Source organism: Nocardia sp. NPDC050697 (genome assembly GCF_040654395.1).
GTDB lineage: Bacteria > Actinomycetota > Actinomycetes > Mycobacteriales > Mycobacteriaceae > Nocardia.
The window spans coordinates 389792-407928 of record NZ_JBFAHY010000007.1 but is presented as its reverse complement, the minus strand read 5'-3'; the positions used below and the strand labels follow the sequence as shown (position 1 = coordinate 407928).

18 protein-coding genes are annotated in these 18137 nt (G+C 72.4%); 6 read left to right on the top strand and 12 right to left on the bottom strand.

Translation table 11 applies throughout. The annotated features are described in order from the left end of the window. Positions 1 to 41: 41 nt before the first annotated feature. Positions 42 to 254 carry an MbtH family protein gene (locus AB0H71_RS25075; protein ID WP_357025472.1) on the top strand — a complete coding sequence of 71 codons (213 nt, stop codon included), beginning with the start codon at positions 42 to 44 and terminating at the stop codon, positions 252 to 254. Between the two features lie 69 nt (positions 255 to 323). On the opposite strand, the gene AB0H71_RS25070 is transcribed toward AB0H71_RS25075, so the two are convergent. Next, positions 324 to 1517: a hypothetical protein gene (locus AB0H71_RS25070; RefSeq protein WP_357025470.1), complete on the bottom strand. Its 1194-nt coding sequence runs from the start codon at positions 1515 to 1517 to the stop codon at positions 324 to 326. Positions 1518 to 1859: 342 nt separating this feature from the next. Between AB0H71_RS25070 and AB0H71_RS25065 the strand changes: the two genes are divergently transcribed. Next, positions 1860 to 2057: a hypothetical protein gene (locus AB0H71_RS25065; RefSeq protein WP_357025467.1), complete on the top strand. Its 198-nt coding sequence runs from the start codon at positions 1860 to 1862 to the stop codon at positions 2055 to 2057. A gap of 137 nt (positions 2058 to 2194) precedes the next feature. Here the strand turns inward: AB0H71_RS25065 and AB0H71_RS25060 are convergent, their stop codons facing one another. The 8 genes from AB0H71_RS25060 to AB0H71_RS25025 form a co-directional block, all read right to left on the bottom strand. Next, positions 2195 to 3067 carry an aldo/keto reductase gene (locus AB0H71_RS25060; RefSeq protein WP_357025464.1) on the bottom strand — a complete coding sequence of 291 codons (873 nt, stop codon included), beginning with the start codon at positions 3065 to 3067 and terminating at the stop codon, positions 2195 to 2197. Between the two features lie 146 nt (positions 3068 to 3213). Continuing rightward, positions 3214 to 4446, bottom strand: coding sequence for a TetR family transcriptional regulator (locus AB0H71_RS25055; protein WP_357025461.1), 1233 nt, complete (start codon positions 4444 to 4446; stop codon positions 3214 to 3216). Positions 4447 to 4511: 65 nt separating this feature from the next. Continuing rightward, a complete protein-coding gene (locus tag AB0H71_RS25050) occupies positions 4512 to 6458 on the bottom strand; it encodes an acetoacetate--CoA ligase (protein ID WP_357025458.1) in 1947 nt (648 codons plus the stop codon). A gap of 10 nt (positions 6459 to 6468) precedes the next feature. Then, entirely contained in the window at positions 6469 to 7284 is an 816-nt protein-coding gene (locus AB0H71_RS25045; RefSeq protein ID WP_357025456.1) for a CoA ester lyase, read from the bottom strand. Then, positions 7281 to 7766: a MaoC family dehydratase gene (locus AB0H71_RS25040; RefSeq protein ID WP_357025453.1), complete on the bottom strand. Its 486-nt coding sequence runs from the start codon at positions 7764 to 7766 to the stop codon at positions 7281 to 7283. The genes AB0H71_RS25045 and AB0H71_RS25040 overlap by 4 nt, the downstream gene beginning before the upstream one ends. Continuing rightward, a complete protein-coding gene (locus AB0H71_RS25035) occupies positions 7763 to 8923 on the bottom strand; it encodes an acyl-CoA dehydrogenase family protein (RefSeq protein ID WP_357025450.1) in 1161 nt (386 codons plus the stop codon). The genes AB0H71_RS25040 and AB0H71_RS25035 overlap by 4 nt, the downstream gene beginning before the upstream one ends. Next, positions 8920 to 10962 carry a biotin carboxylase N-terminal domain-containing protein gene (locus AB0H71_RS25030; protein WP_357025447.1) on the bottom strand — a complete coding sequence of 681 codons (2043 nt, stop codon included), beginning with the start codon at positions 10960 to 10962 and terminating at the stop codon, positions 8920 to 8922. Before AB0H71_RS25030 ends, AB0H71_RS25035 begins: the two co-directional genes overlap by 4 nt. A 5-nt stretch (positions 10963 to 10967) precedes the next feature. Next, complete coding sequence (locus AB0H71_RS25025) at positions 10968 to 12569, bottom strand: carboxyl transferase domain-containing protein (RefSeq protein WP_357025444.1); 1602 nt, start codon at positions 12567 to 12569, stop codon at positions 10968 to 10970. Between the two features lie 85 nt (positions 12570 to 12654). On the opposite strand from AB0H71_RS25025, the gene AB0H71_RS25020 reads away from it, so the two are divergent. Then, entirely contained in the window at positions 12655 to 13251 is a 597-nt protein-coding gene (locus tag AB0H71_RS25020; protein WP_357025442.1) for a helix-turn-helix domain-containing protein, read from the top strand. A gap of 11 nt (positions 13252 to 13262) precedes the next feature. Here the strand turns inward: AB0H71_RS25020 and AB0H71_RS25015 are convergent, their stop codons facing one another. Further along, positions 13263 to 14009 carry a 3-hydroxybutyrate dehydrogenase gene (locus AB0H71_RS25015; RefSeq protein ID WP_357025439.1) on the bottom strand — a complete coding sequence of 249 codons (747 nt, stop codon included), beginning with the start codon at positions 14007 to 14009 and terminating at the stop codon, positions 13263 to 13265. After that, the gene (locus tag AB0H71_RS25010) at positions 14006 to 15388 is read right to left on the bottom strand and encodes an MFS transporter (RefSeq protein WP_357025436.1); all 1383 of its coding nucleotides are present in this window, start codon (positions 15386 to 15388) and stop codon (positions 14006 to 14008) included. The genes AB0H71_RS25015 and AB0H71_RS25010 overlap by 4 nt, the downstream gene beginning before the upstream one ends. A 133-nt stretch (positions 15389 to 15521) precedes the next feature. On the opposite strand from AB0H71_RS25010, the gene AB0H71_RS25005 reads away from it, so the two are divergent. Beyond that, positions 15522 to 16442, top strand: a complete 921-nt coding sequence (locus AB0H71_RS25005) for a LysR family transcriptional regulator (protein ID WP_357025434.1) — start codon at positions 15522 to 15524, stop codon at positions 16440 to 16442. 9 nt (positions 16443 to 16451) lie between these two features. Continuing rightward, complete coding sequence (locus AB0H71_RS25000) at positions 16452 to 16877, top strand: PPOX class F420-dependent oxidoreductase (RefSeq protein WP_357025431.1); 426 nt, start codon at positions 16452 to 16454, stop codon at positions 16875 to 16877. An 8-nt stretch (positions 16878 to 16885) separates the two neighbouring features. Here AB0H71_RS25000 and AB0H71_RS24995 read toward each other — a convergent pair whose 3' ends face one another. After that, entirely contained in the window at positions 16886 to 17233 is a 348-nt protein-coding gene (locus AB0H71_RS24995; RefSeq protein WP_357025428.1) for a DoxX family protein, read from the bottom strand. A gap of 112 nt (positions 17234 to 17345) precedes the next feature. On the opposite strand from AB0H71_RS24995, the gene cobM reads away from it, so the two are divergent. Beyond that, a complete protein-coding gene (cobM, locus tag AB0H71_RS24990) occupies positions 17346 to 18092 on the top strand; it encodes a precorrin-4 C(11)-methyltransferase (protein ID WP_357025425.1) in 747 nt (248 codons plus the stop codon). The last annotated feature ends 45 nt before the right edge of the window (positions 18093 to 18137 follow it).

The window sequence follows — 18137 nt, the reverse complement described above, 5'->3', positions numbered from 1 at the left end:
ACCCCCGACACCCCGTTCCCCCGGCAGGAAGGTCGACTCCGATGAACAACCCCTTCGACGACGACGAGGCCCAGTTCTACGTCCTCGTCAACGACGAGGGCGAGCACTCGCTCTGGCCGGTCTTCGCCGCCGTCCCCGGCGGCTGGACCGTCGCGCACGGCGCCGCCGCCCGCCGCGAATGCCTGCGCTACGTCGAAACCCACTGGCTCGACCTGCGCCCCAACTCCCTCATCACCGCCATGAACGCCCCCTGATCCACCCGAATGCGGGGCGCGCGGGCCACATCCCCCTTCCGCCCGCGCGCCCCGACCCCGGGCCCGGTCCTACGCGCGGGCGTCGCCGGTGGCGGTGGTCATGCGGTCGCGCCACTCGGTGATCGCACCACCGCGGCGGGTGCCGAGCGTGGCGTCGAAGCGCCGGGCCCGCTTGGCGACGGTGAGCCCGACGTAGGTGTTGGGGCCGGTGATGGCGGCGGTGGCGACGGCACACGCCTCCTCGACCTCGCCGCCGGCGAGCAGCGCGGTGGCGTGCTCGAACCGCACCAGCGCGGGCTCCATGGTCTCGGAGGGGTCGTAGGTGGCGAGCGCCTCGGAGGCGGCCCGCTCGGTCTGGTCGACCAGCCCGAGCCGGGCCGAGCCGATGGCCCGGTAGAAGGCGAGCTTCTCCGGCCGGAAGGAGAAGATGCCGAGCGGCATCTCCTCCGGCTTCGCCACGGCGAGCGCCGCGGCGGCCCGGTCGATGCAGCGGGCGAAGTCGTCGGCCTGGCCGAGCTCGGCGTGCGCCCGCGCGGCCAGGCTCCAGAGCCAGGCGGTGGCGGGCCCGCGATCGGGGTTCTGCGCGAGCCGCGGCGCGAGCAGCGAGAGCACGTCGCCCGGGCGGTCGCTGTAGGTGGGCAGGTAGCCGGCGCCGGCCAGCGCGATGTCCTCGGTGTAGCGGTCACCGATGTCCTGCGCGGCGTGCGCGGCGGTGGTGTACCACATCTTCGCCTGGCCGAAATGCCCGTCGTTGAAGAGGATCTCGCCGACGACGGTCGCCAGCCTGCCCGCGGTGCGCACCAGCCTGGCCTGCGCCGCCGTGGTCTGCCGCTCGGCCAGACAGCCGCGCACGATGCGGAACTGTTCCAGCGCGCCGGGCAGCAGCTCGCGCGGCGGCACCTGCACCGCGCGGGTGCCGAGGTGGGTCGCGGTCTCCTCGAGAACGAGCAGCCTGCGCTCGCTGATCGAGCCCGCGTCCAGCGCCGCGAGCATGCGTTCGGGTTCCGCGGCGACGAGCGCCGCGGCCTGGCCGGCGATTCCGATACCGGCGTAGGTCAGTAGTTCACGCCTTCTCACGTCGTCCTCGACTTCCTTGTCGAGCCCGCTTTCGAGCTTGGGTTCCGGTTCGGCGATTGCCTGCGTGAACCGGGCCCGCGCCTCGGCATCCGCCTCGGCCAGCACCCGATCCAGCAAGCGCCTGCTCGCATCGTGCATCCGCGTGGTGCGGCCGTTCTCCCACAACCCCACGGTGCGTGGTGTCACTCCCACCAGACGGGCGAACTCGTAACGGCTGCGTCGCATCGCCGCGCGCAGTGCCTTGACGTGTTCACCCCTCCAGTCGACTTCGAGCATAGGTGCCGCCTCGTCCGCAACCGGTCCTTACAAGCGAAAAGTACTCGCTATTACCGTATTCGGGACTGGTTTGCGCGTACTCGGCACGTGCACCCTTGAAGTCGCACCCGGTGCCGGGGGTTGTGCCCGAACCCTTTCGGTGGTCGCCCTTTTCGACCGGAGCCCGCGCGCGGTCCGATCCAGCCGCCCCCCGGCTCCTCCCGCGCCACCACGGCGCCGGGTGCACACATCGAGCAACATCGGAGGTGGACCATGGACGTACTCGCGCCGGATACCCGCGAACTGTGGTTGATGCAGAGCCGTGACTGTGCCGCCGAGCCGCCGCCGCTGGACGCCGCCCGCGCCCGCTTCGTGCTCGCGGTGCACGCCGGGCACGGCGCCGGATGCAGGCAGTTCCTGGCCGCCGCCGCCTTCTCCTACGGTGCGTATCGGGACACCGCCCGCGCCTGACCGGCGCAAGCCCTGCGCCTGCCCGACGCAAATCCCGCGCCTGACCGGCGCAGACCCGGCGCCGCATGAGGGGCGGCGCCGGGTGCGGGCCCGGCACCGCCCGAGCACGGCATCGCGCGAGCCGCGCGCCACCGCCGCTAGGCGGCGTTGCTGAGCGTCTCGAACTCGCTGTCGGACAGCGTGATCCCCGCCGCCGCGATGTTCTCCTCCACATGCGCCACCGTCGAGGTCCCCGGAATCGGCAGCACCACCGGCGACCGCCGCAGCAGCCAGGCCAGCGCCAGCTGCGCGGGCGAGGCGCCGTGCTCGGCGGAGATGGCGTCCAGCGGCCCGCCCGGCTTGGCCAGCTCGCCGGTGGCGATCGGGAACCAGGGAATGAAGGCGATGTTCTCCGCCTCGGCGTACTCCAGCACCTCCTCGTCGGCCCGGTTCGCCAGGTTGTACAGGTTCTGCACCGAGACGATCGGCGCGATCTCCCGCGCCTCCTTCAGCTGCGCCACGCTCACCTGCGAGACCCCGATGTGCCGGATCTTGCCCTCTTCGCGGAGCAGCGCCAGCTCACCGAGCTGGTCGGCGAGCGGCACCTTCGGGTCGATCCGGTGCAGCTGGTAGAGGTCGATCCGGTCCACGCCGAGGTGGCGCAGGCTCAGCTCGGTCTGCTGGCGCAGGTACTCGGGGCGGCCGACCGGCCGCCAGTCGCCCGGCCCGGAGCGGGTGAGCCCGCCCTTGGTGGCGATCACCAGGTCGTCGGCGTACGGGTGCAGCGCCCTGCGGATCAGCTGCTCGCTGACGAACGGCCCGTACGAGTCGGCGGTGTCGATGAAGTTCACGCCGAGCTCGACGGCGCGGCGCAGCACCCGCACCGCCTCCTCGGGATCGCGCGGATCACCCCAGACGCCGGCGCCGGTCAGCTGCATGGCGCCGTAGCCGAGCCGGTTGACCGGCAGATCGCCGCCGAGCGCGAAGGTGCCGGACGCATCGGCCGGGCGGGACTCCACATCGGTGCTCATCACAGATCCTCTCGTCGTCGATACCCCTCGGTGCGCAACCCGGGGAGCGGTCCCGATGTTCCCGGCCCGCGAGCGATGAATCCGCGCGGAGCCCGGCCGCTGGCTGATCGCGCACGAGCACCACTCGTACCCGCTGGAGAGCTGAGTCAGGCGCCGAAGAGGATGGCCCGCATGAGCAGGCAGACCCGCTCCGGCGAGCCCGCCGGGTCGGTGTCGAAGGCCCGGCCCAGATCCACCACCTGCGCGAAGGCCGCGTGCACCAGGAAGCGGGTCTCGGCCGAGCTGAGCTCGGGGCGCACATCGCGCACCAGCCGGGCCCACTCCTCGACGCTGAGCCGCTGGATATTGCGCAGCACCGTGCGCTCCTCGGCGGGCACGTGCTGGAACTCGGTGTAGTAGACGAAGGTGAGGGCGCGCTCGGCGAACGAACCCGCCACGTACTGCCGGATCAGCGTCTCCAGCGCGTCCGCGCTGTCCGTGCTCGCCGCCACCGCCGGGCCGACGGCGCCGGAGACCCGGTCCGCCGCGCGCCGGAAGGCGGCGGCGAGCAGGTCGCTCTTGCCCCGGTAGAAGCGGTAGACCGCGGAGGCGGCGGAGAGCCCGGCCGCGGTGGCGATCTCCTCGACGCTGACATTCGGGTAGCCGCGGGCGTGGAAGAGCTCGACCGCCTTGCGCAGCAGCAGCTCGTGCTTGAACGAGTCCGGGATCTCCACCGGGGCGGGCAGCTCGGCGGCGACCGCGGGGGGCAGCTCGACGGCGGCGATCGCGGTGGCGGCGCTGGACAGCAGCCGCTGGATGGTCTTCACCGGCAGCGCGGCGTGGTGGTCGGCGATGCTGGTGACGGCGCTCAGGATGGCGACGCAGAGCACCCGGACGTCGGTCTCGGAGAGCTCGGGGCGCAGCGCGGCGACCTGGGTGCCGAGCGCGCGCAGCACCGACATCTGCTGCGCGTTCAGCAGCGCCAGATCGTCCGGCTCCAGGTAGCGGCCCTCCCAGCGCACCAGGGTGACGGTCGGGCGGTTCTCGATGGTGATGCCGATCAGCGCCTCGAGCACGTGCTCGAGCCGAGCCCGCGGCGGCGCGTCGGAGAGATCCTCCGGGAGCCGCACCGCCTCGGTCATGGCGCCGCCGACCCGCAGCAGCTCCTCCTGGAACAGCGCGTATTTGCTGGGGTAGTGCCGGTACAGCGCGGCCGAGCTGATGCCGAGCGCGGTGGCGATGTCCTCCATGCTGACGCCGTGGTAGCCCAGCGAGCCGAAGGCGGCCGCCGAGGTCGCCGCGATCTGGGCGCGCCGATTCTTCGGCCGCCGCCGGATCTCCCGAGGTGCCGGGTCGCCGGTGACCGCCTTGCGCGTGCTGCGGCGATTGTCGACACTCATGCCGACATGGTATCGGTACGGCCCCCGGTTCCCGGCCGCTGCGCCGACCGGTTCCGCCGCGCGGGTCACCGCGCGGCGGGCCGCTGCCCGGCGTACCAGTCCAGCAGCTCGGGATCGTCGACCGCGCTGCGCTCGACCACCCGCCCCGCCTCGGCGCCCTGGAACAGCTTCTTGATCGGTACCTCGAGCTTCTTGCCGGTGCGGGTGTGCGGGATGCCGGGCGCCACGATCACCTCGTCCGGCACGTGCCGCGGCGACACCTCGGTGCGGATGGTGCTCGCGATCCTGGCGCGCAGCTCGTCGGTGAGATCGGCGCCGGGGGCCAAGGTGACGAAGAGCGGCATCCAGTAGCCACCGTCCGGTTGCTCGACGCCGATCACCAGCGCCTCGGTGATCTCCGGCAGCCGCTCCACCGACTGGTAGATATCGGCGCTGCCCATCCGGATGCCGTGCCGGTTCAGCGTGGAGTCCGAGCGGCCGTGCACCACCACGCTGCCGTGCCCGGTCAGCGTGATCCAGTCGCCGTGCCGCCAGACGCCGGGGAAGGTGTCGAAGTAGGCGTCGTGGTAGCGGTGGCCGTCCGCGTCGTTCCAGAACCGCACCGGCATGGAGGGCATGGGCGCCGTCACCACCAGCTCGCCGACCTCGTCGCGCACCGGTTTCCCGTCCGGGTCGAAGGCGTCGAGCGCGACCCCGAGGTACGGCGCGGAGAGCTCGCCCGGCCAGACCGGGACCGTCCGGGTGCCGCCGGCGAAGGCGCTCACCACGTCGGTGCCGCCGCTGATCGACGAGACCTGCACGTGCGCACCGGCGTTCGCGCCGATCCACTCCGAGGAGGCGGGCGGCAGCGAGGAGCCGGTGATCCCCACCGTGCGCAGCGCCGACAGGTCGAAGGCGGTGCGCGGCAACAGCCCGTCCTTGATGCAGGCCAGCACGTAGCCGGGGCTGGTGCCGAGCACGGTGGTGCCGGTCTCGGCGGCGATCCGCCAGAGCGCGCCCGGGTCCGGGTGCGTGGGGCTGCCGTCGTAGGTGACGATCGTCGCCCCGGTGAGCAACCCGGCCACCTGGAAGTTCCACATCATCCAGCTCGGGCTGGTGTACCAGAAGAAGGTGTCGTCCGGGCCGATATCGGCGTGCAGCGCAACGGCCTTCAGATGCTCGAGCAGGACGCCGCCGTGGCCGTGCACGATGCCCTTCGGCAGCCCGGTGGTGCCGGAGGAGAAGACGATCCAGAGCGGGTGGTCGAAGGCGACCGGCTCGGTGGTGATCACCGGCGGCTGCGCCTCGGTGACGGCGACGGCCTCGGCCCACGGGGTCACGTCGTCGACCGGGAGGCCGAGCCGGGGCACCACCACGGTGCCGCGCAGCGTCGGCAGCCCGGCCCGGACCGCGGCCAGATCTTCCCGCTTGTCGTGCGTCCTGCCGCCGTACGAGTAGCCGTCGGCGGCGACCAGCACCACCGGCTCCAGCTGGCCGAGCCGGTCCAACGCGGCCTTGGGTGAGTAGTCCTGGCCGCAGGCGCTCCACACCGCGCCGATGCTGGCGGTGGCGAGGAAGGCGACGACGGCCTCCGGAATGTTCGGCAGGTACCCGGCCACCCGGTCGCCAGGGCCGACACCGAGCCCGCGCAGGGTGCGCGCGAGCGCGGCGGTGTCGTCGACCAGCTCGGCCCAGGAGACCTCGCGCGGCTCGTGCTCCTCGGTGATCTGCACGATCGCGGGGCGCTCCGGGTTCACCGCCCGCACCACCTGGTCGACGTAGTTGATCCGGGTGCCGGGGAACCACTCCGCCCCCGGCATCTCCCGGCTCGCCAGTACCTCGCCGCCGATCGCACCGAGCCGGAAGTAGTCCCACAGTGCGTGCCAGAAGCCGGGCAGGTCGTCGACGGACCACTGCCAGAGCGCCGAATATCCGTCGAACTCGCGGCCGGCCCGCACCCCGGCGAACCGGGCGAAATCGGTGATCCGGGCGGCGGCGATATCGCGCTCGGCGGGCACCCACTGTGGTTCCACTGCTGTCTCCTCAGTCGCTCGCGGCGCCGCCACGGCGCACGATCTGCTCGGCGTGCCGCAGCACCGGTCCGTCCACCATCCGGCCCTCGAACTGGAAGACGCCGCGGTGGTTCGGCACCTCCGCCAGCACCCGGCGGGCCCAGTCCAGCTCCTCGCCGGAGGGGGCGTAGGCGCCGCGGATGACCGGGATCTGGCTGGGGTGGATGGCCACCTTGGCGTCGAAGCCGACGGCCACCGCGTCGAGCGCCTCGTCCCGCAGCCCGTCCAGGTCGGGGATGTTCAGGTACACCCCGTCCAGCGCGAACTTGCCCGCCGCCTTGCCCGCGAGCAGCGTGGTGGAGCGCAGGTGCCTCGGCAGGTCGCGGTAGCTGCCGTCCGGGCGGCGGGTGGACTGCCCGCCCAGCGCGGCCACCAGATCCTCGGCGCCCCACATGATCCCGACGGCATTCGGCTCGGCCATGATCCGCTCGCAGGCGAGCGCGCCGCGCGGCGACTCGATGAGCGCGATCACCGAGAAGCCGTCGAGCGCCCGCAGCTGCTCGGCGGATTCGGCCTTCGGCAGCATGACGGTGCGGTACTCGGTGCGGTGCAGCGCGCCGAGATCGGCGACGTAGTGCTCGGTGTCGGCGCCGTTGATCCGGATCACCGTGGTCGCCGGGTCGAGCCGGGTGCTCAGCACGGCTTCCCTGGCGGCGTCCTTGTCCGCGGCGGCGACCGCGTCCTCCAGGTCCAGGATCACCACGTCGGCCGCGGCGGCGGCCTTGGCGTAGCGGTCGGGGCGGTCGGCCGGGCAGAAGAGCCACCCGGGGCCGGTCACATCGCTCATGCCTGCGACTCCTTGGTACGCACGAGAGTTTTCCGCACGGCCGTGACGACCACATCGCCGTGCTGGTTGGAGCCGGTGTGCGCGAGCGTCACGATGCCCTCGCCCGGCCTGCTCCTGGAGAGCCGCTTCTCGGTGACCACGGTCTCGGCGTAGAGCGTGTCGCCGTGGAAGAGCGGTTTGGGGAAGGCGATCTCGGAGAAGCCGAGGTTGCCTACCAGGGTGCCCTGGGTCAGCTGGGTGATCGAGAGCCCGATCAGCGTCGACAGCGTGAACATCGAGTTCACCAGCCGCTGGTTGAACGGCGGCTGCGTCTCGGCGAAGGCGGCGTCCAGGTGCAGCGCCTGGGTGTTCATGGTGAGCGTGGTGAACAGGACATTGTCCGCCTCGGTGATCGTGCGCCCCGGCCGGTGCTCGTAGATCACCTCGGTCTCGAACTCCTCGAACCACAGCCCGCGCTGGGTGATTCGGCGCGGCGCGCTCACAGCCCGAGCTCCCTGGCGATCAGCAGCAACTGAACCTCCGTCGTACCCTCGCCGACCTCCAGGATCTTGCTGTCCCGGTAGTGCCGAGCGACCGTGTACTCGTTCATGAAACCGTAGCCGCCGAAGATCTGGGTGGCGTCCCTGGCATTGTCCATGGCGGCCTCGCTGGCCACCATCTTCGCGATCGACGCCTGCTTCTTGAACGGCTTCCCGGCCAGCATGAGCGCGGCCGCGTCGTAGTAGGCGGTGCGCGCGGTGTGCGCCCGCGCCTCCATCCTGGCGATCTTGAAGGCAATGGCCTGGTTGCGCCCGATCGGCTTGCCGAAGGCGTCGCGCTCGCCCGCGTACCGCACGCTCTCGTCCACGCAGCCCTGGGCCGCGCCGACCGCGAGCGCGGCGATGGCGATCCGCCCCTCGTCCAGGATGCGCAGGAAGTTGGCGTAGCCGCGGCCGCGCTCGCCGAGCAGGTTCTCCTCCGGCACCCGCACGTCGGTGAAACTCAGCGGGTGCGTGTCCGAGGCATTCCAGCCGACCTTGGAGTAGGCCGGTTCGGCGACGAAGCCGGGGGTGTCGGTCGGCACCAGGATGGTCGAGATCTCCTTCTTGCCCCCGGTCGTTCCGGTCACGGCGGTGACGGTGACCAGCCGGGTGATGTCGGTGCCGGAGTTGGTGATGAACTGCTTGGAGCCGTTGATCAGCCACTCGCCGGAGTCGAGGGTGGCGGTGGTCCTGGTCCCGCCCGCGTCGCTGCCGGCGCCGGGCTCGGTGAGCCCGAAGGCGGCGAGCGCGTGGCCGCTCGTCAGCTGCGGCAGCCAGCGCTGCTTCTGCTCCTCGGTGCCGAAGCGGTAGATCGGCATGGCGCCGAGCGAGACCCCGGCCTCCAGCGTGATGGCCACGCTCTGGTCCACCTTGGCGAGTTCCTCGAGGGCGAGGCAGAGCGCGAAGTAGTCGCCGCCCATGCCGCCGTACTCCTCCGGGAAGGGCAGCCCGAACAGCCCCATCTCGGCCATCCCCGCCACCACCTCGTAGGGGAAGCTGCACTTGGCGTCGTGCTCGGCGGAGACCGGGGCGACCACCGCGCGGGCGAATTCGCGCACGGTCATGGCCAGGTCGCGGTAGTCCTCCGGTAGCGCACCGGTGGCGAGGAAATCGGTCATGCGGGTAGTCCTTCGATCGTCGACGCGGTGATGCGGGCGAGCACCTGGTCCAGCCGGACCTGGGTGCCCGGCGTCACCAGGAGCTCGACGGTGCCTGCGACCGGCGCCGTGAGCGTGTGCTCCATCTTCATGGCCTCCACCACGACCACCGGGTCGCCCGCGGCCACCTCGGTACCGGCCGCGGTGCCGACCGCGATCACCGAACCCGGCATGGGGCTGCGGATCTCGGCATCGCCCTCGTGCGCGCCCGCCCCGCGCAGGGCGCGGTGCTCCGCGCGCCGCAGGGTCCTGGTGCCGGTCGGTCCGGCGAGCCAGTACTGCTCGCCGTCGGCGGCGATCAGGTACTCGTGGCGGACGCCGTCCAGGGTCAGGGTGAGGGTGGTGACGGCACCGGGGACAGCGCCGCCCGGGGGCGCCGCCGACGCGGTGAGCGCCAGCTCGGGGCCGTCGTCCACCCGGACCACCGCACGCTCCGGTGTGCCGGTGATCCGCACCTCGCGGGTGCCGCCGTCGGCGGTGAGCCGGGCCAGGACCGGTGCGGCAGCGCCCAACCGCCACCCGGACGGCTGCGCCCACGGCCCGGCCCCCGGCTCCGGCTGCAACCGCAGCCAGTCGGCGACCGCCGCAGCGACGAACTCGTCATCCGTCACCCGTCCCGGCGCGAAATCCCCGACCCGCCGGTCCAGCAGCCCGGTATCGAGCTTCCCGGCGACCACATCCGGGTCGGCGAGCAGGAACCGCAGGAACTCCACATTGGTCCGCAGCCCGAGCACCACCGTCTCGCCGAGCGCCCGATCCAGCGCGCCGAGCGCGGCGGCGCGGTCGCCGGCGAAGGCGATCACCTTGGCCAGCATGGGGTCGTAGTCGCTCCCGACCGTGGTCCCGGCGCGCAGCCCGGAATCCACCCGCACCCCGGCGGGCTCAGCCACGGCCAGCACCTTGCCGCCGGTCGGCAGGAAGTCCCGCCCCGGATCCTCCGCGTACACCCGCGCCTCCACGGCGTGCCCGGTGAGCCGGATATCGCCCTGCGCGACCACGAGCTCCTGCCCGGCGGCGACCCGCACCTGGCACTCCACCAGATCCACCCCGGTCACCAGCTCGGTCACCGGATGCTCCACCTGCAGCCGGGTGTTCATTTCCATGAAGAAGAACTCGTCCGGCCGGTCCGCCGACACGATGAACTCGACCGTGCCGACACCCCGGTAGTCCACGCTGCGCGCGGTGGCGCAGGCGGCGGCGCCGATCCGCTCCCTGGTCGCCGCGTCCAGCAGCGGCGAGGGCGCCTCCTCGATCACCTTCTGGTGCCTGCGCTGCAGCGAGCACTCCCGCTCGCCCAGGTGCAGCACGGTGCCGTGCGCGTCGGCGAGCACCTGCACCTCGATGTGCCGCGGATTGCGGACGAAGCGCTCCAGGAAGAGCGTGTCGTCGCCGAAGGCCGCCGCGGCCTCGCGCCGCGCGCTCACCAGCGCCGCGGGCAGCTCGGCCGGGTCGTCGACCCGCCGCATCCCCTTGCCGCCGCCCCCGGCGGAGGGCTTGACCAGCACCGGGAACCCGATGCCCGGCGCGGCCTCGAGCAGCTGGGCGTCGGTCAGCCCCGGCTCGGCGATACCGGGCACCACCGGGACGTCGAACGCCGTCACCGTCCGCTTGGCGGTGATCTTGTCGCCCATGACCTCGATGGCCCGCGCGGGCGGCCCGAGGAACACGATCCCCGCCGCCTCCAGCGCCGCCGCGAAGGCCGCGTTCTCCGAGAGGAACCCGTACCCCGGGTGCACCGCACCGGCCCCGGTGCGCACCGCCGCGGCGACCACCAGCTCCACCGCCAGGTAGCTCTCGCGGGCGGGTGCCGGCCCGAGCCGGACCGCGACGTCGGCCGCGTGCACGTGCGCCGCGTCGGCGTCGGCATCGCTGTAGACCGCCACCGAGCGCAGCCCGAGCGCGCGCAGCGTGCGGATCACCCGCACCGCGATCTCACCCCGGTTCGCGACCAGGACGGTGTCGAACGCCGTGATGGCGGCTGGATCGAAGAGGGAAGTCATGGCCGTCACATCCGGAAGACGCCGTAGGAGACCGGGGCGAGGGGTGCCTGCGCGCAGGCCGCGAGCGCCAGGCCGAGCACCGTCCTGGTGTCGGCCGGGTCGATCACCCCGTCGTCCCAGAGCCGGGCCGTCGAGTAGTAGGGGTTGCCCTGGGTTTCGTACTGCTCCCGGATCGGCGCCTTGAACGCCTCCCGATCCGCCTCGGACCAGGGGTTGCCGGAGCCGTCGAGCTGGTCGCCGCGGACCGTGGCCAGCACCGAGGCGGCCTGCTCGCCGCCCATGACCGAGATCCGCGCGTTCGGCCACATCCAGAGGAAGCGCGGCGAGTAGGCGCGCCCGCACATGGAGTAGTTGCCCGCGCCGTAGGAGCCGCCGATCACCACGGTCAGCTTGGGGACGCGGGCGCAGGCCACCGCGGTGACCATCTTGGCGCCGTGCTTGGCGATGCCGCCCGCCTCGTAGTCGCGGCCGACCATGAAGCCGGTGATGTTCTGCAGGAAGAGCAGCGGGATCTTCCGCTTGTCGCAGAGCTCGATGAAGTGCGCGCCCTTCATGGCGGATTCACCGAAGAGCACGCCGTTGTTCGCCACGATCCCGACCGGGTGGCCGTGCAGCCGGGCGAAGCCGGTGACCAGGGTCTTGCCGTACTCGGCCTTGAACTCGTGGAAGCTGCTGTGCTCCGGGGCGTCCGGCTCGGCGTCGACCAGCCGGGTGATCACCTCGCGCACGTCGTACGGGGTGCGCAGATCCACCGGGACCACGTCGTAGAGCTCGTCCTCCGGCGCCGCCGGGGCCACCGATCGGGTGACCTGCCACGGCGATCGGGGCGCAGGGCCGAGCGTGCCGACGATCCGGCGCACGATGCGCAGCGCGTCCTCGTCGTCCTCGGCCAGGTGGTCGGTGACGCCGGAGACCCGGGAGTGCAGCTCGCCGCCGCCCAGCTCCTCGGCGGTGACCACCTCGCCGGTGGCCGCCTTCACCAGCGGCGGCCCGCCCAGGAAGATGGTGCCCTGGTTGCGGACGATCACCGCCTCGTCGCTCATGGCGGGCACGTACGCGCCGCCCGCGGTGCAGGAGCCGAGCACCGCGGCGATCTGCGGAATGCCCGCCGCGCTCATGGTGGCCTGGTTGTAGAAGATCCGGCCGAAGTGCTCGCGGTCCGGGAAGACGTCGTCCTGGTGCGGCAGGTGCGCGCCGCCGGAGTCGACCAGGTAGATACAGGGCAGGTTGTTCTGCATCGCGATCTCCTGCGCGCGCAGGTGCTTCTTCACCGTCATGGGGTAGTAGGTGCCGCCCTTGACCGTCGCGTCGTTGGCGACGATCACGCACTCCCGCCCGGACACCCGGCCGATGCCGGCGATCACCCCGGCGGCCGGGCAGTCGCCGCCGTACATGCCGTCGGCGGCGAGCGCCGCGATCTCCAGGAACGGGCTGCCCGGGTCGAGCAGCCGGTCCACCCGGTCGCGGGGGAGCAGCTTGCCCCGGTCGAGGTGGCGCTGCCGCGCCTTCTCCGGGCCGCCCCGGGCCGCCGCGGCCAGCCGCTCCCGCAGCTCGCCGACGAGCGCACCGTGCGCCGCCCGGTTACCGAGCTCCACTGTGCTGGTCATGACGTATTCCATTCCGTGTCGGTTAGTCGCTGTTAACTGTGTTTGAGGTTAATCTTGACTAACCGAATTTGTCCACCGGAGGTGTGTGGTGAGCGTCGAGCCCGTCGTGCCGACCCGTCGCGAGCAGCTGAAGCAGCAGCGCCGGAGCGATCTGCTGCGGGCGGGGGCGCGGCTGATCGCGGATCGCGGCTTCCCCGGGGTCCGGCTGGACGATCTCGGCGCCGCGGTCGGGATCAGCGGGCCCGCGGTGTACCGGCACTTCGCCTCCAAGGAGGCGCTGCTGATCGAGCTGCTCACCGAGGTCTCCGAGCGGCTGCTCGCCGGGGGCAGGGCGGTGGCGGGCGGTGGCGCCGAGCCGGGCGCCGCGCTCGCCGCGCTGGTCGACTTCCACCTCGACTTCGCGCTGGGCGAGCCGGAGCTCATCCGGATCCAGGACCGCGATCTGGATGCCGTCCCGCCCGGGCCGCGCCGGGAGATCCGGCGGGCCCAGCGGCGCTACGTGGAGGTCTGGGTCGGCGTGCTCTGCGCCCTGCACCCCGGGCTCGGCGAGGAGACCGCGCGGATGCAGGCGCACGCCGCCTTCGGCCTGCTCAACTCGACCCCGCACAGCGCGGGCCGGGCCACCGCCGCCCGCGCCCGCCCGGTGCTCCGCCGCATGGCGCTGGTGGCGCTGGGCAGCTGAGCCCCGCCGAGCTACCTGGCGCTCCAGCCGCCGTCCATGGTGTAGCTCGCCCCGGTCACCATGCCCGCGTCGGCGGAGGCCAGCCAGCAGACCAGCGTTGCGACCTCCGCCGGCTCCACCAGCCGCTTGATGGCGCTCTCGGTGAGCAGCACCTTCTCCACCACCTCCCGCTCCGGGATTCCGTGCGCCGCCGCCTGGTCGGCGATCTGCCGGTCCACCAGCGGGGTGCGCACGTAGCCGGGGTTCACGCAGTTGCTGGTGACCCCGTGCGGCCCGCCCTCCAGCGCCGTGACCTTGGAGAGCCCCTCCAGCGCGTGCTTGGCGGTGACGTAGGCGGATTTGTACGCCGATGCCCGCAGCCCGTGCACCGAGGAGATATTGACGATCCGCCCGCCCCCGCTCCGGTACATGTGCGGCAGCGCCGCCCGGACCAGCAGGAACGGTGCCTCCACCATGAGCGCGAGCAGCTGCCGGAAGCGCTCCGGCGGGAAGTCCGGGATGGCCGCGACGTGCTGCACCCCGGCGTTGTTGACCAGGATGTCGGTCTCCAGCTCCAGCGTCTCCAGCGCGGTGACGTCGAGCAGGTCGACCGCCCAGGCGGTGCCGCCGATCTCGGCGGCCACCTCCTTCGCCCCGGTCTCGTCGCGGTCCGCCACCGTGACGTGCGCGCCGCGCTCGGCGAGGGCGCGGGCGCAGGCCGCGCCGATCCCGCTCGCGCCACCGGTGACCAGCGCGGTCTTCCCGTCCAGTGCGCTCATCGGGCGGTCACCGCCGCCGCCTTCGCCTCGCTCGCCAGCTGCGCGGCGTCGGCGGCGTCGATCTGCGCCAGGTCGGCGCCCTTGGTCTCGCGCGCCACCAGCACCGCGATGGCGGTGATGGCGCAGGCGCCCGCCAGGTACCAGGCGATCGGCACCGAGGAGTCGAAGGTGTCGAGCAGCCGGACGGCGATGATCGGCGCCAGCGAACCGGCCACGATCGAGGTCACCTGGTAGCCCAGCGAGACGCCGGAGTAGCGCATCCGGGTCGGGAACATCTCCGCCATGATGGCGGGCTGCGCCGAGTACATGAGCGCGTGGAAGACCAGCCCGATCACGATGGCGAGCAGCACCACGCTGTGGTGCCCGCTGTTCATCATGGGGAAGGCGAAGAAGCCCCAGGTGCCGCCGAGGATCGCGCCCGCCAGGTACACCGGCCGCCTGCCGATCCGGTCGCTGGCCCGCCCGACCAGCGGAATCGCCACGAAGTGCACCGCGTGCGCGATCAGCAGCCACCACAGGATGTCCGAGGTGTCCATGCCGACCTGCACCTTGAGGTAGGTGATCGTGAAGGTGACCACCAGGTAGTACATGATGTTCTCGCCGAACCGCAGCCCCATGGCGGTGAAGACGCCGCGCGGGTAGCGCTTGAGCACCTCGATCGCGCTGAACGAGCTCTCCTTCAGCTCCTCGGCCTCCTGCTGCGCCTCCAGGAAGATCGGCGCGTCGGTGACCTTGGTGCGGATGTAGTACCCGACCAGCACCACCACCGCGGAGAGCCAGAACGCCACGCGCCAGCCCCAGGAGAGGAAGGCCGCGTCGGAGAGCGTGCTGGTCAGGGTGAGCAGCACCACGGTTGCCAGCAGATTGCCTGCGGGCACGCCCGCCTGCGGCCAGCTGGCCCAGAAGCCGCGATCCCGATTCGGGCTGTGCTCCGCGACCAGCAGCACCGCGCCGCCCCACTCGCCGCCGACCGCGAAGCCCTGCAGGAAGCGGAGCAGCACGAGCAGCGCTGGTGCCCAGTATCCGATCTGGCCGAAGGTCGGCAGGCAGCCCATGAGGAAGGTGGCCGCGCCGACCAGGATCAGGCTGAACTGCAGCAGCTTCTTGCGGCCGTACTTGTCGCCGAAGTGGCCGAAGACCACCCCGCCGAGCGGGCGCGCCACGAAGCCGACGGCGTAGGTGACGAAGGCGGCGAGGATGGCGTCCAGGTCGCTGGTGCCCGCCGGGAAGAACACCTTGCTGAAGACCAGCGTCGCGGCGGTGCCGTAGAGGAAGAACTCGTACCACTCGACCACGGTGCCCGCCATCGAGGCGGCCACCACCCGCCGGAGGTTGCTCGGTGCGTAGCCGGGATCGCCGGCCGCGCTGCCTACGCTCATCGAAACTCCTTCGTTCACCCCGGACCAGCTCGCATTGTGACCGGGCACACACTGAGGGTTTCCTGAGTATTCGTGCGCGAAACCGTGCACCGCAATGCCCAGAACCGCAGCTCGCATCTGCGAGAATGCAGACATGAATCCGGGCCGGGGGCGGCCGAGCGCCGACGATCTGCTGGTGCTGCTCGCCGTCGGCCGCACCGGCCGCTTCGTCTCCGCCGCCGAGGAACTCGGGCTCAACCACACCACCGTCTCGCGCCGGATCGCCGCGCTGGAGCACGACCTCGGCGGCCGGGTGCTCACCCGGGTCGCGGGCGGCTGGGACCTCACCGACCTGGGGCGGGAGGCGCTCGGCGCCGCCGAGGCGGTGCACGCGGCGGTGCGCGCGCTCGACCGCGGCGGCCAGGACCGGGTGCTCGAGGGCGTCGTCCGGATCTCCTCGACCGACGGGTTCAGCGGCTATATCGCCGCGCCCGCCGTCGCCGAGGTGCGGCGCCGCCATCCCGGGATCTCGGTGGAGCTGGTGACCGCCACCCGCCGCGAGTCCAGGCAGCGCTCCGGGCTCGACCTGGAGGTGGTGGTGGGGCAGCCGCAGGTGCACCGGGCCGAGGCGCTGCGGCTCGGCGAGTACTGCCTGCGGCTCTACGGCTCGCGCGGCTATTTGGCCGAGTTCGGCCGCCCCGGCACCGTCGACGACCTCGAGCGCTACCCGCTCGTCTACTTCATCGACTCCATGCTGCAGGTGGACGACCTCGACCTCGCGCCCGCCGTCGTCCCCTCCATGCGCGAATCGGTGAGCTCCACCAATGTGTTCGTGCACGTCGAGGCGACCAGGGCCGGGGCGGGGCTCGGGCTGCTGCCCTGCTTCATGGCCGACCGCCACCCCGACCTGGAGCGGGTGCTCGCCACCGAGGTGGTGGTCCGGCTCTCGTACTGGCTGGTCGCGCGGCACGAGACGCTGCGCAGGCCGGAGGTGGCCGAGGTGGTCGCCGCCATCCGGGCCAGGGTCGAGCGCTGCCGCGACGAGTTGCTGGGAAATGTCGGGGAGCGTTCCTAGGCTGGCCGCATGACCTCACTCAGCGAACCCCGGGTCCGCGACTTCCTCGCGCACGGCACCCGCACCGGCAAGGTCGCCTTCGTCGCCGCCGACGGCCGTCCGGTGGTCTCGCCCATCTGGTTCGTCCTCGACGGCGACGAGCTGGTCTTCAACACCGGCCGCGCCACCGCCAAGGGCAAGGCCTTCGCCCGCGACCCCCGCATCGCGCTCTGCGTCGACCTCGAGGAGCCGCCGTACGCCTCGGTCCAGATCCAGGGCACCGTCACCCTCTCCGACGACCCCGCGGAGCTGCTCCGCACCGCCACCGAGATCGGCGGGCGGTACATGGGGGCGGATCGGGCGGAGGAGTTCGGGAAGCGGAACGGGGTGCCGGGGGAGTTGGTCGTCCGGGTGCGGCCGGTCAAGATCATCGCGCACTTCGACGCCACCGCCTAGCAGCCGGGCTATCGCGCCAGTTGCAGCGCCAGGGTGGCGGCGACCGGCGCCAGGTAGAGCAGCGGGTACCCGGCGGTGCCCGGTGAGTGGGCGCGCAGTGCGGTAGCGCTCGCGCCGAGGAAGTACAGGATCAGGCCGATGGCGGCGGCGCTGCCGACGGCGGGGATCGCGAACCCCGCGAGCAGCCCGGCCGCGCCCGCCGCCTTGGCCGCGCCGAGCGGATTCCACCACGAGCGCGGCACGCCGTACAGCTCGAGCGGTTCGACGACGAACGGTCGCCGGGCGAGCAGGGCGTAGGCGGAGAACCCGACCCACAGCGCGGTGAGAACGGCGACGACGTAGTACGCGGTACCCATGAGGTGTCCTTCCGGGAGATGATCACCCGGAAGACGACGACCGGCCCGCCGGTGTGACAGCGGGCGGATCGGCCCGCGGATGTGCCTGCCCCCGCTCTCTACACTCGCCCCCATGACGGTGCACTTCATCGGGGCCGGGCCGGGCGCCGCCGATCTGCTGACGGTGCGGGCGGTGGAGCTGCTGCGCAACAGCCCGGTCTGCCTGTACCCCGGCACCTACCTGGACCCCGCGGTGCTCGCGCACTGCGCACCGGAGACCGAGCTGGTCGACACCCAGCGCCTCGATCTGGACGCCATCGTGGCGGCGATCAGCGCGGCGCACGACCGGGGCAGCGATGTGGCGCGGCTGTGCTCCGGCGACCCGTCGGTGTACTCGGCCCTCACCGAGCAGGCGCGGCGGCTGGACCGGCTGGGGATCCCGTGGGACGTGACGCCGGGCGTCCCGGCGTACGCGGCGGCGGCCGCGGTGCTCGGCGCCGAGCTCACCGTCCCGGAGCTGGCGCAGTCGGTGGTGCTCACCCGGGCGCAGGCCCGCTCCACCGCCATGCCCGCGGGCGAGGATCTGCGCGCCTTCGCCGCGACCGGGGCGACGCTGGCACTGCACCTCGCGATCACCAGAACGGCGGAGCTCGCCGCCGAGCTGGCGGAGGAGTACGGCCCGGACTGCCCGGCCGTAGTGGTCTACCGCGCCAGCCAGCCGGACCAGCTTGTCCTGCGCGGCACCCTGACCGATATCGCCACCCGGGTCGAGCAGGCGGGGCTGCGGCAGGCGGCGGTGATCCTGGTGGGCCGGGCGCTGGCCCCGGCGGTCGAGTGCGTGCAGTCACACCTCTACGACCCGGCGCGCACCCGAGTGTGAGCCGGATGGCATCCGTCCGGCAATCGATCCCGCTGTGAGCCGGAT

Excerpts from the sequence above, each read along its gene's own strand:
- AB0H71_RS25005 (WP_357025434.1), top strand. The coding sequence starts at position 15,522 with ATGAATCCGGGCCGGGGGCGGCCGAGCGCCGACGATCTGCTGGTGCTG.
- AB0H71_RS25060 (WP_357025464.1), bottom strand. The coding sequence starts at position 3,067 with ATGAGCACCGATGTGGAGTCCCGCCCGGCCGATGCGTCCGGCACCTTC.
- AB0H71_RS25035 (WP_357025450.1), bottom strand. The coding sequence starts at position 8,923 with ATGACCGATTTCCTCGCCACCGGTGCGCTACCGGAGGACTACCGCGAC.
- cobM (WP_357025425.1), top strand. The coding sequence starts at position 17,346 with ATGACGGTGCACTTCATCGGGGCCGGGCCGGGCGCCGCCGATCTGCTG.
- AB0H71_RS25025 (WP_357025444.1), bottom strand. The coding sequence starts at position 12,569 with ATGACCAGCACAGTGGAGCTCGGTAACCGGGCGGCGCACGGTGCGCTC.
- AB0H71_RS24995 (WP_357025428.1), bottom strand. The coding sequence starts at position 17,233 with ATGGGTACCGCGTACTACGTCGTCGCCGTTCTCACCGCGCTGTGGGTC.
- AB0H71_RS25055 (WP_357025461.1), bottom strand. The coding sequence starts at position 4,446 with ATGAGTGTCGACAATCGCCGCAGCACGCGCAAGGCGGTCACCGGCGAC.
- AB0H71_RS25045 (WP_357025456.1), bottom strand. The coding sequence starts at position 7,284 with ATGAGCGATGTGACCGGCCCCGGGTGGCTCTTCTGCCCGGCCGACCGC.
- AB0H71_RS25065 (WP_357025467.1), top strand. The coding sequence starts at position 1,860 with ATGGACGTACTCGCGCCGGATACCCGCGAACTGTGGTTGATGCAGAGC.
- AB0H71_RS25010 (WP_357025436.1), bottom strand. The coding sequence starts at position 15,388 with ATGAGCGTAGGCAGCGCGGCCGGCGATCCCGGCTACGCACCGAGCAAC.
- AB0H71_RS25030 (WP_357025447.1), bottom strand. The coding sequence starts at position 10,962 with ATGACTTCCCTCTTCGATCCAGCCGCCATCACGGCGTTCGACACCGTC.
- AB0H71_RS25015 (WP_357025439.1), bottom strand. The coding sequence starts at position 14,009 with ATGAGCGCACTGGACGGGAAGACCGCGCTGGTCACCGGTGGCGCGAGC.
- AB0H71_RS25075 (WP_357025472.1), top strand. The coding sequence starts at position 42 with ATGAACAACCCCTTCGACGACGACGAGGCCCAGTTCTACGTCCTCGTC.
- AB0H71_RS25000 (WP_357025431.1), top strand. The coding sequence starts at position 16,452 with ATGACCTCACTCAGCGAACCCCGGGTCCGCGACTTCCTCGCGCACGGC.